12 protein-coding genes are annotated in these 12,466 nt (G+C 62.2%); 5 read left to right on the top strand and 7 right to left on the bottom strand.

Annotation, left to right across the window (positions count from 1 at the left end; genetic code table 11):
- Positions 1–92: 92 nt before the first annotated feature.
- The 6 genes from proB to VD811_04290 form a co-directional block, all read right to left on the bottom strand.
- Complete coding sequence (gene proB, locus VD811_04315) at positions 93–1,256, bottom strand: glutamate 5-kinase (protein HXV20204.1); 1,164 nt, start codon at positions 1,254–1,256, stop codon at positions 93–95.
- 77 nt (positions 1,257–1,333) lie between these two features.
- Positions 1,334–2,377: a GTPase ObgE gene (gene obgE, locus VD811_04310; protein ID HXV20203.1), complete on the bottom strand. Its 1,044-nt coding sequence runs from the start codon at positions 2,375–2,377 to the stop codon at positions 1,334–1,336.
- 165 nt (positions 2,378–2,542) lie between these two features.
- Entirely contained in the window at positions 2,543–2,797 is a 255-nt protein-coding gene (rpmA, locus tag VD811_04305) for a 50S ribosomal protein L27 (protein ID HXV20202.1), read from the bottom strand.
- Positions 2,798–2,809: 12 nt separating this feature from the next.
- Positions 2,810–3,118, bottom strand: coding sequence for a 50S ribosomal protein L21 (gene rplU, locus VD811_04300; GenBank protein HXV20201.1), 309 nt, complete (start codon positions 3,116–3,118; stop codon positions 2,810–2,812).
- An 88-nt stretch (positions 3,119–3,206) separates the two neighbouring features.
- Positions 3,207–4,718 (bottom strand): Rne/Rng family ribonuclease, encoded by a 1,512-nt coding sequence (locus tag VD811_04295; GenBank protein HXV20200.1) that lies wholly within the window; start codon positions 4,716–4,718, stop codon positions 3,207–3,209.
- 139 nt (positions 4,719–4,857) lie between these two features.
- Entirely contained in the window at positions 4,858–7,368 is a 2,511-nt protein-coding gene (locus VD811_04290; protein HXV20199.1) for a TIGR03960 family B12-binding radical SAM protein, read from the bottom strand.
- A 167-nt stretch (positions 7,369–7,535) separates the two neighbouring features.
- Here VD811_04290 and VD811_04285 point away from each other — a divergent pair, with 167 nt between their 5' ends.
- Both VD811_04285 and VD811_04280 read left to right on the top strand, forming a co-directional pair.
- Positions 7,536–8,258 carry a phosphatase gene (locus tag VD811_04285; protein HXV20198.1) on the top strand — a complete coding sequence of 241 codons (723 nt, stop codon included), beginning with the start codon at positions 7,536–7,538 and terminating at the stop codon, positions 8,256–8,258.
- A 225-nt stretch (positions 8,259–8,483) separates the two neighbouring features.
- Positions 8,484–9,107, top strand: a complete 624-nt coding sequence (locus VD811_04280; protein HXV20197.1) for a carbonic anhydrase — start codon at positions 8,484–8,486, stop codon at positions 9,105–9,107.
- Positions 9,108–9,179: 72 nt separating this feature from the next.
- On the opposite strand, the gene VD811_04275 is transcribed toward VD811_04280, so the two are convergent.
- Positions 9,180–9,467 (bottom strand): J domain-containing protein, encoded by a 288-nt coding sequence (locus tag VD811_04275; GenBank protein ID HXV20196.1) that lies wholly within the window; start codon positions 9,465–9,467, stop codon positions 9,180–9,182.
- A gap of 265 nt (positions 9,468–9,732) precedes the next feature.
- Between VD811_04275 and VD811_04270 the strand changes: the two genes are divergently transcribed.
- The 3 genes from VD811_04270 to VD811_04260 form a co-directional block, all read left to right on the top strand.
- Positions 9,733–9,909 carry a hypothetical protein gene (locus tag VD811_04270; GenBank protein ID HXV20195.1) on the top strand — a complete coding sequence of 59 codons (177 nt, stop codon included), beginning with the start codon at positions 9,733–9,735 and terminating at the stop codon, positions 9,907–9,909.
- A 114-nt stretch (positions 9,910–10,023) separates the two neighbouring features.
- On the top strand, positions 10,024–11,088 hold the full coding sequence (locus VD811_04265; GenBank protein HXV20194.1) for a branched-chain amino acid aminotransferase: 1,065 nt from the start codon (positions 10,024–10,026) through the stop codon (positions 11,086–11,088).
- A 263-nt stretch (positions 11,089–11,351) separates the two neighbouring features.
- Positions 11,352–12,466, top strand: a 1,115-nt coding sequence (locus tag VD811_04260) for an ammonium transporter (GenBank protein HXV20193.1), incomplete at its 3' end; no start/stop codon positions are given.

Raw genomic sequence — 12,466 nt, 5'->3', positions numbered from 1 at the left:
GTTTGGCCATGATTTTGGAAGCCCGTCTGGCCTCGCGGGCAAGATTCAGCATCTCATTCCGGATGTTCATGATGTTCCTCCGACTGGTCTGACTAGTCCGACGGGTCCGAGCGGTCCGACCTTTCGGACCCCAGTTGCTTTTTCAGCACCAGATTGTCGCGATGGATGACCTCGTCCCCGTATTTATACCCGAGGACCGCCTCGATCTCGGACGACTTCTTCCCCATGATGCGCAGCAGTTCTGGCAGGGCGTAATTGATGACCCCCTTGGCGAATTCATCTCCGTGCATGTCGCACAGGCGCACCGCGTCCCCCCGGTCGAAACCGCCCTCCACCCCCTGGATGCCCGAAGGCAGCAGGCTCTTGCCTCCTTCCATCAGCGCCTTCCGGGCGCCGTCATCGAGGAAAAGCTTGCCCCTCGGCTTCTTGGTGAAAGCGATCCAGTGTTTGCGGGCCGCCAGGCGGTCGCGGGCGGGGAGAAAATAGGTGCCCAGTTCCTCGCCGGCAAAGACCCGCTGGATGACATCCGGGATACGGCCGTTGACGATGAGCGTCCCCACGCCGTAGAGCGAAGCCCGTTTGGCCGCCTTGATCTTGGTGGCCATGCCGCCGGTACCGAGCTGTGTGACGGCGCCGCCGGCCATCGCCTCGATCTCCTCGGTAATGCGCTCCACCACGGGAAGCAGTTTCGCCTGCGGATTGTTCTTGGGGTCGCTGTCGTAGAGCCCGTCGACGTCGGAGAGGATCACCAGGAGGTTTGCTTCGACCAGATTCGTCACCATGGCCGAGAGGTTGTCGTTGTCGCCGAAGCGGATCTCGTCGACCACCACCGTGTCGTTTTCGTTGATGACCGGGATGACGCCGAACTCGAGCAGGGTCATCAGGGTGTTGCGGGCATTGAGGTAGCGCCGCCGGTTGGCCAGATCGTCGCGGGTCAACAGCACCTGCGCCACTGTCCGTCCGTAGGCCCGGAAGGACTCTTTGTAGGTGCGCATCAGGCGGCTCTGACCGATGGCGGCCGCAGCCTGTTTGAGGGGAATGGTGCGGGGCCGGCCGACGATCCCCAAATCGCCCTTGCCGGCGGCAACCGCCCCGGAGGAGACAAGTACGACCTCCAGTCCTCGCTGGCGCAGCTCGTTGACGCTGTGGGCTATCGCTTCGATCATGGTAGCGTCGAGTCCGTCGTTGCCGGAGATGACACCGCTGCCGACCTTGATGACCACCCGCTTGACGTAGGACAGAAGGGTTTTGCGCATGCCCGAAAGCTCTCATTGGAAGTGCAGGATTTTCATGAAAAAACCGGTCGTAATCTTAGCCCCGGCAAGGGCGCCTGTCAAGGCGTGCCGGACCCCTCTTCGGCGGCTTCTTTCACCTGCCGCATACGCTCCAGTTCGCCACTGACCGCCGTCACCAGTTCCTTGACGCCTTCGCCGGTAACGGCGGAAATCGGGAACACCCGGTAGCCGCGGGAAGAGAAGTAGGGGGCAACCTCGGCCATGCGCGCGCGGACCTCGGTAATATCCATCTTGCTCAGGACCACCAGTTGGGTCTTGTTCAGTAATTCCGGTTTGTGCCGCTGCAGTTCGCGGTTGATCATCTCAAAATTTTCCAGGGGGTCACCGCTTTGCAGGTCAGAAAGGTCGACCAGATGCAGGAAAAGATCGGTCCGTTCAACGTGCTTGAGAAAACGGGTTCCCAGACCGTGCCCCTCGCTGGCTCCCTTGATCAGGCCGGGGATGTCGGCCATGACGAAGGTCTTGTAGCCTCCGTAGCGGACCACTCCCAGGTTGGGGACCAGGGTGGTGAAGGGATAGTCGGCGATCTTCGGGCGGGCGGCGGAAACGGCGGAAATCAGGGTCGACTTGCCGGCATTGGGCATGCCTACCAGGCCGACGTCGGCCAGCAGCTTCAACTCCAGGTGCAGACTCCTCTCCTCGCCCGGCGTGCCGGGCTGGGCATGCCGGGGCGCCCGGTTGGTGCTGCTGACGAAGCGGGCGTTGCCACGCCCTCCCATCCCCCCCTTGAGCAGGAGCACCTGCTGGTCCGGTTCGGTCAGGTCTGCCAGCAACTCGCCTGTTTCGGCATCGTGGATCAGCGTCCCCGGAGGAACGCGGACGATCAGATCTTCTCCTCCCTTGCCATGCATCTTCTTCCCCATGCCGTGACCGCCGCTCTCGGCCTTGTAATGGACCTTGTAGCGAAAATCGAGCAGGGTTCCCAATTCTCTGTCGACGCGGAACCAGACGTCGCCGCCATCGCCGCCGTCGCCGCCGTCGGGGCCACCCATCGGGACGAACTTTTCGCGGCGGAAAGAGACGCAGCCGCGGCCGCCATCGCCGGCCTTGACATGGATTTTTACTTCATCGACAAATTGCATACAAGACAGTCTAGCCACAGAGACACAGAAACACAGAGAAAAACCAAGGAAAGGAATTTTCTTTCTCTGTGTCTCGGTAGCGAAAAAGTTGAAATACTAAAAAAGCCCGAAGTCCGCAGCGCGAACCTCGGGCTTCCATTTTTTCGGCTGTGCCGCCGGAACGGATCAGGCCGGGTAAACGCTGATCTTCTGCCGGGTCTTGTCCTTGCGCTCGAACTTGACCACGCCGTCGACCAGGGCGAAGAGAGTGTAGTCCTTGCCGCAGCCGACGTTGTTGCCGGGGTGGAAGGTCGTTCCACGCTGGCGGACCAGAATCGAACCGGCGGTCACGTTTTCGCCGCCGAAACGCTTCACGCCCAGGCGTTTGCCTGCGCTGTCGCGGCCGTTACGGGAACTGCCGACGCCTTTTTTGTGTGCCATGGAAAAACCTCCTTAAGCCTCGATGCCTGTAATCTTCAGGCGAGTGATGGGCTGACGGTGTCCGTAGGCCTTGCGATAGCCCTTGCGCCGCTTGGAGTGAAAGACGAGGACTTTCTTGTCCTTGTCCTGCTCGACGATCCGCGCCTTGACTTTCGCACCCGGGAGAAGGGGTGTTCCGATTTTTACCTCTTCGCCACCGACCATGAGGACCTCGTTCAACTCGATGGAATCACCCACCGCGCCGTCGATTTTCTCGACCTTCAACAGGTCTCCTTCGGAAACTTTGTACTGTTTTCCTCCGGTCTTGATCACCGCATACATCAAAAATTCACCTCGCTCTCAATTGATCTTCTGTTACCGGTAACGGGGCACTATATTCGCCCTCAGGCCGTGCTGTCAAGGGGAAATTTCACCCCACCATGATTTCAAACTGCTCGATGTGGAAGCCCTGGCGGGCGGTAATGGCGATCTGCTTTTCGAAGCGCCGCTCGATCTCCTCGACCCCCTGACGCTCCTCGTCGTAAAGCAGGGAGGCGATATCGGGATGGACCAGCAGGGTCAGGCGATAGCCGGGCAGGTCGCGAATCTCCCGGCGCAGTTCGCGGAAGATCTCGTAGGCTACCGTGATGCGGCTCTTGACGTAGCCCTTCCCCTCGCAATAGGGGCAGGGCTCGCAGAGGGTGCGGCCGATGCTCTCGCGCACCCGCTTGCGGGTCATCTCCACCAGGCCGAGTTCGGAGATCTTGAGGATGTTGGTCTTCGCCTTGTCGTTCTTGAGCGTCTCCTCGAGGGCCGAATGGACCTTTTCCCGGTGCAGCTCCTTCTCCATGTCGATGAAGTCGATGATGATCAGCCCGCCGATGTTGCGCAGGCGCAGCTGGAAGGCGATCTCCTTGACCGCCTCCAGATTGGTTTTGAGGATGGTGTCCTCGAGGTTGTGCTTGCCGACGAAGCGGCCGGTGTTGACGTCGATGGCGGTCAGCGCCTCGGTCTGCTCGATGATGATGTAGCCGCCGCTCTTCAACCAGACCTTGCGCCCCAGCGCCCGGGCGATCTCCACCTCGAGGCCGAAGGCGTCGAAGATCGGCTCGTCGTCCTCGTAGAGTTCAATGACGTACTTGAGCCGCGGCATGAAGGTGCCGATGAAGCGGACGATCTTGTCGTACTCCTCCTGGGTGTCGACGACGATGCGGTCGACGTCCTCGGTGAGGATGTCGCGCAGCACTTTGCTGGTCACGTCGAGGTCCGAATGGATCAGGAGGGGCGCCCGCCGGTTTTCCCGGCGGCGGGCGATGTCCTGCCAGAGCCCGACAAGAAACTCCATGTCGGCGTGCAGGTCCTCCTCGCTTTTCCCCTCGGCGGCGGTGCGGACGATGAACCCGGTCCCGGGGGGGCGGATCTGCTCGACGATCTGCCGCAGCCGGTCCTTCTCCTCGTCGTGCTCGATGCGCCGGGAGATGCCGATGTGATCGACCGTCGGCATGTAGACCAGGTGCCGTCCCGGCAGCGAGATGTGCGAGGTGATGCGGGCACCCTTGGTGCCGATCGGTTCCTTGGCCACCTGTACCAGGATTTCCTGCCCCTCCTGCAGCAGGTCCTCGATCGGCGGCAGGGGTGGATGCTCATCCGGCGTCCCCTCCGCCGGCTTGGCGTGCTGGCTGTTCCCCTCGACGAACTGCTCCACCGCCTCCATTTCGTCGAGCACATCGGCGACGTAGAGAAACGCCGCCTTCTCCAGGCCGATGTCGACAAAGGCGGCCTGCATGCCGGGGAGCACGCGGATCACCTTCCCCTTGTAGATGTTGCCCACTATCCCCCGCTCCCGGCTGCGTTCGATGTAGAGTTCGGCGATATGGCCGTTCTCCAGCAGCGCCACCCGGGTTTCGTGGGAGGTGGTGTTGATGACCAGTTCCTTGGTCATGTCACCTCCGGAAATCTGAATTTATATATCTGAAAGTGTAAGTAGTTGAGTAATACCACTTGCCCTCGGAAAGGATGGCCCATCAGACGGTTCGGACCAATCGGACCGGTCCGGGCACCCTTCCCGTCGGCGGAGGGTTTTAACCGAGTACCACGGCCGTCTTGCGGATGCGCAGTTCCCGGGCCGCTTCCTGCGAAAGTCCCAACAGGTGGGCCGCCAGCCGGACCGGACTCCCCTTGGCGACGGTCAGCCAGATGGCGCCATCGGCAAGTTCCAGGTCGTGAACATCCCGGCGCAGATCCAGTTCCACCGATTTTATCCCCTTCTCCCGCGTCACCGGCACTTCGCTGGCGGCGAGAAACGCCGCCAGCCGCCCGGCGAGATCGGCCGGAGCGCCGTCCGGCAGCTCGACCCGGTAGACGACCTCCTTAATGCTAACAGAGGGGGCCGGGGTTTGCCAGTGCAGCGCCGCTGCCTCGAGGACGCGAAAACCTTCGGGCAGTTGGGCGTTGAGCGCCTCGACCACCTCACGGGCGCTCCAGGGACGGTAGAGCTCGAAATCGAGGATCTCGGCGTCGCTCTCTACCCCCAGCGGCAGGGCATCGGGAAAGGAGATGCGTGGCTGCGGGTGGAAGCCGCCGGAGAAGCGGACCGGGATGCCGCCCCGGCGTGCCGCCCGGTGCACAACGGTCATGAATTCCAGGTGGCTGACGAAGCGGGCCTTGCCGTCCTTGCGCAGCTGCAGGCGCACCTTGTAGCGCGCCTCGTCCCCAGGCGGTTCGGCCGGCGGCTGCACCGGCAGGGCGAGTTCGCCGTGCATCGTCAGGCGCATCCGCAGCTCTTCGAAATCGCAGACCCCGCAGCCGCTGCACGCCCCGCTGCGACAGTCGGGGGTATAAGTGCCGGTCAGCGCCAGGCGGCGCTCCCGGAGGAAAAACTCCTTCGGGCTGCCGCAGTCGATGTGATCCCAGGGGAGGATTTCATCCTCGGCCCGCGCCCGCAGGTACCAGGCCGGATCGAGGCCGACGGCGGCGAAGGCCTGCTGCCAACGGTCGAAATCGAAGTGGTCGCGCCAGCCGTCGAAGCGGCAGCCGAGGTCGACCGCCTTTTCCAGCACCGCGCCCAGACGCCGGTCGCCGCGGGCGAAAACTCCCTCGAGAAAGGAGAGCTCCGCCTCATGCCACTTCAGGCGCAGTTTTCGCACCCGCAGCCCCTCGCGCAGCAGGCGCTGCCGGCGCAGAGTCTCCTCGATGCCGAGCTGCGGCTCCCACTGGAAGGGGGTGTGCGGCTTGGGCACGAAGGTGGAGACGGCGACATTGACGTCGGCCCCCCCTTGCGTCCCCTTGCCGGTGCGTTTGACTTGCGCGGCCAGTTCGACGATGGCCGAGAGGTCCGCCTCCGTCTCGGTAGGCAGCCCCATCATGAAGTAGAGCTTGACCAGCCGCCAGCCGAGGGTAAAGGCGGCGCGTGTGGTCGCCAGCAGGTCTTCCTCGGTGATCCCCTTGTTGATCACCTGGCGCAGCCGGTCGGTTCCCGCCTCGGGGGCGAGGGTGAAGCCGGTCTTGCGCACTTTTTTGATCTCTTCCATCAGCTCGGGGGTCAGCGAGCCGACCCGCAGGCTGGGAAAGGAGATGGCAACCTTCTCCTCGGCGTAGCGCTCCATCAGTCCCTTGAGCAGCGGCTCGATGCAGGCGTAGTCGCCGGTGGAGAGGGAGAGTAGCGATACCTCTTCGTAGCCGGAGCGGGCCAGCGAACGGTCGATGATTTCGGCGAGGCGCTGCGGGGATCGCTCCCGTACGGGACGGTAGATGTAGCCCGCCTGGCAGAAGCGGCAGCCGCGGGTGCAACCGCGGGCAATCTCCACCGCCACCCGGTCGTGCACGGTGTTCATGAAGGGGACAATGGGTGAAGTCGGGTAGTCAGCCCTCTCGAGGTCGGCCAGGAATCGCCGGCGCACCTTCGCATATCCCTGCCGTTGGGGGGCGATCGCCGCGATGGTTCCGTCCTGCCGGTAGTCTACTGCGAACAGCGACGGGACATAGATCCCCTCGATGGTGCTGAGGCGATCGAGCAGGGCGGCGCGACTTTCGCCCGCCATCTTGGCCGCGCGCACCGCCGCGCAAAGCTCGACCACCGCCTCCTCGCCGTCGCCGATCACCGCACAGTCGATGAAGTCGGCAAGGACCTCGGGGTTGAAGGCACAGGGGCCACCGACGACCACCAGCGGGTCGTTCTCGCCCCGCTGCTCCCGGCGGCGGGGGATGCCGGCCAGATCGAGCATGTTGAGGACGTTGGTGTAGGAAAGTTCGTACTGCAGGGTGAAGCCGACGACGTCGAAGCGCCGCAGCGGTCGTTCCGTCTCCAGCGAGGCGAGTTCGGTCCGCGTGGCGCGCAGGTGTTCCTCGAAATCGGGCCAGGGGGCATAGACTCGCTCGGCGGCCGCCCAGTCGAGACCGTTGAGTATGTGATAGAGGATGCCCAGGCCAAGATGGCTCATCCCCACCTCGTAGACGTCGGGGAAGGCCAGGGCGACGGAGACGTCCACCCCTGCCGGGGCTTTTTTTATGCTCCCCAGTTCGCCGCCGAGGTAACGGGAAGGGCGGCTGATCCGGGAGAGTATTTTGTCATGATTCATGGTGGGGGCTTCCATGGGGGCTATTCTGTGTAAGAGCGGAAATATATCACGGAGTGCGCCGTACCCTCAAGGACTTTCTGTCGAGATTCTTCCTGTTTGCAAGGGGCGGGGGGGGGTGTGCTAATATGAGGCGTCGCCATGCAGGCGATGGATTTGTAACCTGCAGCAGAACCAGGAGTGTCATGACCTGTCTTGCCAACCCCGAAGCCGACCTGCATGTCCACACCCTGGCCTCGGGCCACGCCTACAGCACCCTCGACGAAATCGCCCGGGAAGCCGCCGGCAAGGGGTTGCGCCTGGTTGGCATGACCGACCACGGTCCGGCGTTGCCCGGCGGTCCCCACCCCTACCATTTCGCCGCCCTGCGCTTTGTCCCCGAAAGCCTGCACGGGGTGCGGATCCTGCGCGGTGTCGAGGCCAACATTCTTGAGGAGGGCAAGCTTGACCTCGCCGACGAGATTCTGGACAGTCTCGACCTGGTCATGGTCGGCTTCCACGAGGACTGCGGCTTCAACGGTCGGGGGAAGGAGGCGAACACCCGGGCGCTGCTGTCGGTACTGGAGCATTCGCGGGTCAAGGTCGTTGCCCATCCGGGCAACCCCGTGTTTCCCCTCGATTACGAGGCGGTGACTCGCAAGGCGGCGGAGACCGGCACGGCCCTGGAGATCAACAACTCCTCCTTTGCTCTGAGCCGCAAGGGGAGTGAAGGGAACTGTCTGGCGATCGCCCGCCTCTGTGCCCGCTTCGGCACTTCGGTGACGTTGGGCAGCGATGCCCACATCGCCCAGGGGGTCGGAGAGTTCGCCGCCGCCCTGAACGCTGTGCGGCAGGCCGGCATTGTCTGGGAGCAGGTGGTGAATCGCACTCTGGAGTCGACCCTCGCCTTTCTTGGTCTCTCCCGCTGAATGGATTGTCGCAAAATCCGGCTCGTCACGTCTCCCCCCTCAAAGACGATTCGGTTTCCCGTGGATTTCTTGCGGTGAATGAAAGTTGCAGCTTTATTTAAAATGAAAAATAATAAATGGACGTACCGCTTCGCAATGCCTGCTTTGTCTTGAAAGTTGAAGATTTTTACGCTATTCATTGCAGGCCATAATTTTAATATAACTAAAGTCGAAGGGGCCTCATTGATGAACCGGTTGTTCAAAGGCTACATGAATTTCAGGGAGGAGGATTTTCAAAGCCACCGCGAGCTGTTCAAGGAACTCGGCCGCAGCCAGCGGCCGCACACCCTCTTTATCGGCTGCTCAGACTCGCGGGTGGTACCGAACCTCATCACCCAGACCCACCCTGGCGAACTTTTTATCATCCGCAATGTCGCCAACATTGTTCCCCCCTATCGCATCACCGAGGAGTACGTCGCTACCACCTCGGCCGTCGAGTACGCGGTGCAGGAGTTGAAGGTCGACAGCATCGTCGTCTGCGGGCACTCCAATTGCGGCGGCTGTGCCGCAATGAACATGTCCGCGGAGCAGTTGGCGCACATGCCCCACGTGCGCAAGTGGCTGGCGGTGTCGAAAGAGGTGAAAGGGCGGGTCGACCGGCTGATGCAGGGGGACTCTCCAGAGGAGCGGGAATGGCTCACCGAGCAGGTGAACATCCTGGTACAGATGCGTAACCTGCTCACCTACCCCTACATCCGCAGCCGCTATGAGGAGGGGAAGCTCAATATCTACGGCTGGTACTACATCATCGAGACCAGTGAGATCTACAACTTTAACGACGAAAAAGAAATCTTCGAACTGATCAGCTGATTGCCGCTAGATCGTGACGGCCCCTGATGCGTTCTCCCGCCTCTGGCAGTTCCTGATTAACGACAACCGTTCTTATCCCCGCCAGATCCCATCCTGCGCGAACTGTTCGCGCAGGCGCTCCTCGGGGTTCTGCTCGAAAAATTCGTCGCGTGCGAAGCTGAAGCGGTAACCGGTGCAGTAATCGATCAGCAGACGGTAGGCGGCGTTGACCTGGCGCATTTGTTCGGCATCGCCGTTTTCGCCCTGGTCGGGATGGAAGCGCTTGGCCAGGGCCCGGTGGCGGTTCTTGATCTCCCTCAGGGTGGCCCTTTCGTGTAGGCCGAAGAGCCGCCGGGCCCGATCCAGTTCGTCGAAAGTCATTTGCATTCACCCCCTGTCGGTAGTACGGCAGAAAATAAGGAAGCTGTTTTTTTAGCACGTCGCGGGGTATGCGGCAATAAAACGACCCGCCGCGTTCGCGCCGCCCATTGGTGTGGCTCCTCGGCCCTGCTGGACTTTGCGGAATTCGAGTTCAGAACAGCGTTATCACATTTATAGTAAAAAATACCTTGACTATGTCGAAGGGGGTGTTAGCATGGCTACCGTGGTGTCACAAGGCTCGTGAACCCTCATTAGGAGGAAGGCCATGGAAGACCTCTGGAAACTGCGCGACATGGGCTACCGCCTGAAGGACGTGGCCGACAAGGCCGAATACGACCGCATGCTCAAGCGCTTTCGCGAGCAGGAAGAACGGGACAACCGCGACAGGCTGCTTTACGGCCAGGCTCCCTTCGTCCGACCTCCCCGCCTCCCGGAGGAATAATCCCTCCTCTCCCATCTGCTCAGGACCGCGAAACCGCTTGCCCGTAGCGGCGCTTCTGTGGTAAATAATCGCCTGCGGCTACGCCTATTTCGCTGATCGGAGACGGTTCTGACCATGGAGATCCAGATTCTGCCCCTGAGCACCCGCAAGCCCCGCATCGAGGACGAGTCCAAGCTGGTTTTCGGCAAGCAGTTCACCGACCGAATGTTCGTCATGGAATACGATGCCGGCAAGGGTTGGCATTCTGCCCGTATTGAGCCGTACGGCCCCTTTTCTCTCGATCCGGCGGCCCTCGTTCTGCACTACTCCCAGGAGATATTCGAAGGGCTCAAGGCCTTTCGCCGTCAGGACGGCCGCATCGCCCTCTTCCGTCCCGAGGAGAACATCAAGCGCTTCAACCGCAGCGCCCGGCGCATGTGCATGCCCGAGGTCGACGAGGCCTTTTTCCTCAAAGCGCTCAAGGAGTTGGTGCGGCTCGAAGCGGACTGGGTGCCGCGCAGCGAGGGGACCAGCCTCTACATCCGGCCGACCATGATCGCCACCGAGGCGGTTCTCGGCGTCAAGCCCGCAGACAAATACCTCTGCTACATCATCCTCTCACCGGTGGGTGCCTACTACAAGGGGGGCGTGAACCCGGTCAAGATCTGGATCTCCGATGAGTACGTCCGCGTCGCCCCGGGCGGCACAGGCGAAGCCAAGACCGGCGGCAACTATGCTGCCAGCCTTTTCGCTTCGCGGGCGGCGGCGCAGAAGGGGTTCGACCAGGTTCTCTGGCTCGATGCGGTGCACCGCAAATACGTCGAAGAGGTTGGCAGCATGAATATCTGCTTCCTCTATGACGGCAAAGTCGTCACCTCACCGCTGAAGGGGACGATCCTTGACGGTATCACCCGCCGTTCCATTCTGGCCCTGGTGAAAGAGATGGGTCTGGAGATCGAGGAGCGGGCTTTGACCGTCGACGAGATTCTGGACGGCGCCGCCAACGGCCGCCTCGTGGAGGCCTTCGGCACCGGCACCGCCGCTGTCGTCTCTCCCGTCGGCCAGTTCACCTTCCGCGACCGCACTGTGACCCTGGGTGGGGGAAGTGCGGGCAAGCTGACCCTCAAGCTCTACGAGACCCTGACCGGAATCCAGTACGGCCGCCTCCCCGACCCGCACGGCTGGGTGGAGTTCGTTTAACAAAGGGACATTGGATCAGGGATCGGGGGCCAGGCTGAGCCCTCCCGATCCCTGATCCATATCCGAAGTCCAGCGCCTCACGCCTCTCCTTCAAGCATTCCTGCCCGTTTTTTGCACATCCCCTTCCGGAAAATCCTTAGTTTAATCGCACAACCATCGACATTTACAGGGTTTATACTGTATGGCACAGGCCTTGCTCAATCCCGTGGGCAGACCGACAGCGTTCGATAGGCCAACGCTGACCATACAATGGAGGTACAAAGATGTACGCAGCCCTCTGTCGCCGCACCTTGCCCACCCTCTGCGCCATGCTGCTTCTGCCGGCGCTGGCCTTCGCCGAAGGCCCCGATGCCGGCAACACCGCCTGGATGCTCGTCTCTTCGGCCCTGGTCCTGCTCATGCTCCCCGGCCTCGCCCTCTTTTACGGCGGCATGGTCCGCGCCAAGAACGTCCTTTCCACCAGTATGCACATCTTTGCCGCCATGGCCATCATCGGCGTGCAGTGGGTCGCCTTCGGCTACAGCCTCGCTTTCGGCGGCGCCGGCACTTTCATCGGCGGTCTGCAAAATATCTTCCTTGGCGGCATCACCCCCGACACCCTCACCGGCACCATCCCTACCTACGTCTTCGTCATGTTCCAGGGGATGTTCGCCATCATCACCCCGGCACTGATCGCCGGTGCCGTCGCCGAGCGGATGAAGTTTTCGACCTACTGTGTCTTTATTTTCCTTTGGGCAACCCTGGTTTACGACCCGCTCGCCCACTGGGTATGGGGCGAGGGAGGCTGGCTGCTGAAGATGGGGGCTCTCGACTTCGCCGGCGGCACCGTTGTCCACCTCTCTTCCGGTATCTCGGCGCTGGTGCTGGCGGTTTTTCTCGGCAAGCGCAAGGGCTATCCGCATGAACGCATGGCCCCGCACAACCTGCCGATGACTCTGCTCGGGGCCGGCCTGCTCTGGTTTGGCTGGTTCGGCTTCAACGCCGGCAGTGCCCTTTCTGCGGGGGGCAGCGCCGCGCTGGCCTTCACCACCACGCAGACCGCGGCCGCCGCCGGAGCCCTCTCCTGGATGTTGGTCGAATGGCTCAAGGCCGGCAAACCGAGCGCCCTCGGCGCCGCCTCCGGCGTTGTCGCCGGTCTGGTTGTCATCACCCCCGCCGCCGGTTTCGTCACTCCGGCTTCGGCCCTGGTCATGGGGCTGCTGGCCGGCGCCGTCTGTTACGGCGGCGTGATGCTCAAGCACAAACTCGGCTACGACGACTCCCTCGACGCCTTCGGCGTGCACGGCGTCGGCGGTGCTTTCGGCGCCCTGGCCACCGGCATCTTCGCCACCGTCGGGGCGACCGGCCTGCTGGCCGGCAACTTTCATCAGTTCGTGGT

This window comes from Desulfuromonadales bacterium (assembly GCA_035620395.1).
Classification (GTDB): Bacteria; Desulfobacterota; Desulfuromonadia; order Desulfuromonadales; family DASPGW01; genus DASPGW01.
The sequence above is the reverse complement of the archived record's forward strand: the minus strand, read 5'-3'. Positions and strand labels throughout refer to the sequence as shown.

Bases quoted from the DNA above. Each gene is read 5' to 3' on its own strand.
- rpmA (HXV20202.1), bottom strand. From the start codon at position 2,797: ATGGCACACAAAAAAGGCGTCGGCAGTTCCCGTAACGGCCGCGACAGC.
- VD811_04270 (HXV20195.1), top strand. From the start codon at position 9,733: ATGGAAGACCTCTGGAAACTGCGCGACATGGGCTACCGCCTGAAGGAC.
- VD811_04275 (HXV20196.1), bottom strand. From the start codon at position 9,467: ATGACTTTCGACGAACTGGATCGGGCCCGGCGGCTCTTCGGCCTACAC.
- rplU (HXV20201.1), bottom strand. From the start codon at position 3,118: ATGTATGCGGTGATCAAGACCGGAGGAAAACAGTACAAAGTTTCCGAA.
- VD811_04295 (HXV20200.1), bottom strand. From the start codon at position 4,718: ATGACCAAGGAACTGGTCATCAACACCACCTCCCACGAAACCCGGGTG.
- obgE (HXV20203.1), bottom strand. From the start codon at position 2,377: ATGCAATTTGTCGATGAAGTAAAAATCCATGTCAAGGCCGGCGATGGC.
- proB (HXV20204.1), bottom strand. From the start codon at position 1,256: ATGCGCAAAACCCTTCTGTCCTACGTCAAGCGGGTGGTCATCAAGGTC.
- VD811_04265 (HXV20194.1), top strand. From the start codon at position 10,024: ATGGAGATCCAGATTCTGCCCCTGAGCACCCGCAAGCCCCGCATCGAG.
- VD811_04290 (HXV20199.1), bottom strand. From the start codon at position 7,368: ATGGAAGCCCCCACCATGAATCATGACAAAATACTCTCCCGGATCAGC.
- VD811_04280 (HXV20197.1), top strand. From the start codon at position 8,484: ATGAACCGGTTGTTCAAAGGCTACATGAATTTCAGGGAGGAGGATTTT.
- VD811_04285 (HXV20198.1), top strand. From the start codon at position 7,536: ATGACCTGTCTTGCCAACCCCGAAGCCGACCTGCATGTCCACACCCTG.